This is a genomic window from Mycobacterium sp. pW045 (assembly GCF_041287085.1).
Lineage (GTDB): Bacteria > Actinomycetota > Actinomycetes > Mycobacteriales > Mycobacteriaceae > Mycobacterium > Mycobacterium algericum_A.
Genome location: NZ_JBGGKU010000024.1, coordinates 1 through 1,302 on the forward strand (window position 1 = coordinate 1; position 1,302 = coordinate 1,302).

Genomic DNA, 1,302 nt, shown 5'->3' on the forward strand with positions numbered 1-1,302 from the left:
TGTGATGTCTCAGGACATCGGAATAGTCCGAACCCTCGTTTAGGGTTCGGATTTTTTCTTTGGGCGGCCGCGGGTGACGTGGCGGGGTTGGTAGTCCCTGGTGGGGTCCAGTGTTAGCTGGCGGAGTAGTTCCCCGGTGGCGGCGTTGATGATGGTGATGTCGTGGTCTTGGGCCAGGATGAGGACGCGGGTGCCGGCGTGGGTTCGTCCGAGTCCGATGTGGTGGAGGCGGCCGTGGACGCGCAGGGTGATGGTGCCGGATTTGTCGATGCGGTCGGTGCGGACGCGGTCGTGGGTGTCGGTGCGGTTTGCTGGGTTGGCTTTGGGGCGGGCGTTGTAGGCGGTGCTGGGGGTGGCGCGGTGTTGCAGGGCGCTGTGGGGCCGGTGCTGGTTGTAGGTTTCGGTGAAGGTGTCGAGTTGGGTCTGTAGTTCGGTCAGGGTGGTGGCTCGGGGTCGGGCTTGGAGCCATTTTTTCAGGGTGCGGTGGAATCGTTCGATTTTGCCGCAGGTGGTGGGGTGGCTGGGTGTGGAGTTGATCTGTCTGACGCCCAGTGTTCGCAGTTCTGATTCGAAGGCGTTGCGTCCGCCTTTGCCGCCGGCGAGGCGGGTGGTGAAGACCATGCCGTTGTCGGTGAGGGTGGAGTAGGGGATTCCGTGTTGTTCAACGGCGTTTCGGAATTCGGTGACCACGATGGTGCCGGTGACGCGGCGGTGTGCGGTCAAGCGGAGCAGGTAGCGGGCGTGGTCGTCGATGAAGTCCAGGATTTCGGTGTCGGTGCCGTCGGCGAGGCGCCAGTGGGTGAAGTCGGCTTGCCAGCGCTCGTTGGGTTGTTCGGCGGCGAAGCGGATGTAGGAGGATTTGGGTCGTTTCTGCGGCTGTGGCGGGATCAGTCCGGCGGCCCGCAGGTGGCGGTGGATGGTGTTGGGGGCCACTGTCAGATGGTGGTGGTGCTGTAGGTGCCAGGCGATGGTCTGTGGGCCATGGTCGAGGCCTTTGCCGGCCAGTTCGGCGCGCAGCCTGATGATCACGTCGATGGTGGCCTGCGCCAGCCGGGTCGGACTGTGGTGTGGGCGCCGCGATCGGGGCTCGAAGGCAGCTTCGCCTTCGAGGCGGTAACGCCTGACCAATTTGGAGATCCAGCTCTGGGAGACCCGGTAAGTTCGGGCGGCTTCGGATTGGCTGAGTCCTTGCTCGACGACGGCGGTGATGACCAGGCGCGCTTTCGACACCCGCTGACGGTGCGGCCTGAACCTATTCCGATGTCCTGAGACACGCCATTCCTATGTCCTGGAACCACACAC

The 1,302-nt window shown here is 64.0% G+C and carries 1 protein-coding gene; it reads right to left on the reverse strand.

The window, feature by feature from the left end:
• Positions 1-39: 39 nt before the first annotated feature.
• Positions 40-1,230 (reverse strand): IS481 family transposase, encoded by a 1,191-nt coding sequence (locus tag ACAG20_RS21030; RefSeq protein WP_112689624.1) that lies wholly within the window; start codon positions 1,228-1,230, stop codon positions 40-42.
• Between the last annotated feature and the right edge of the window lie 72 nt (positions 1,231-1,302).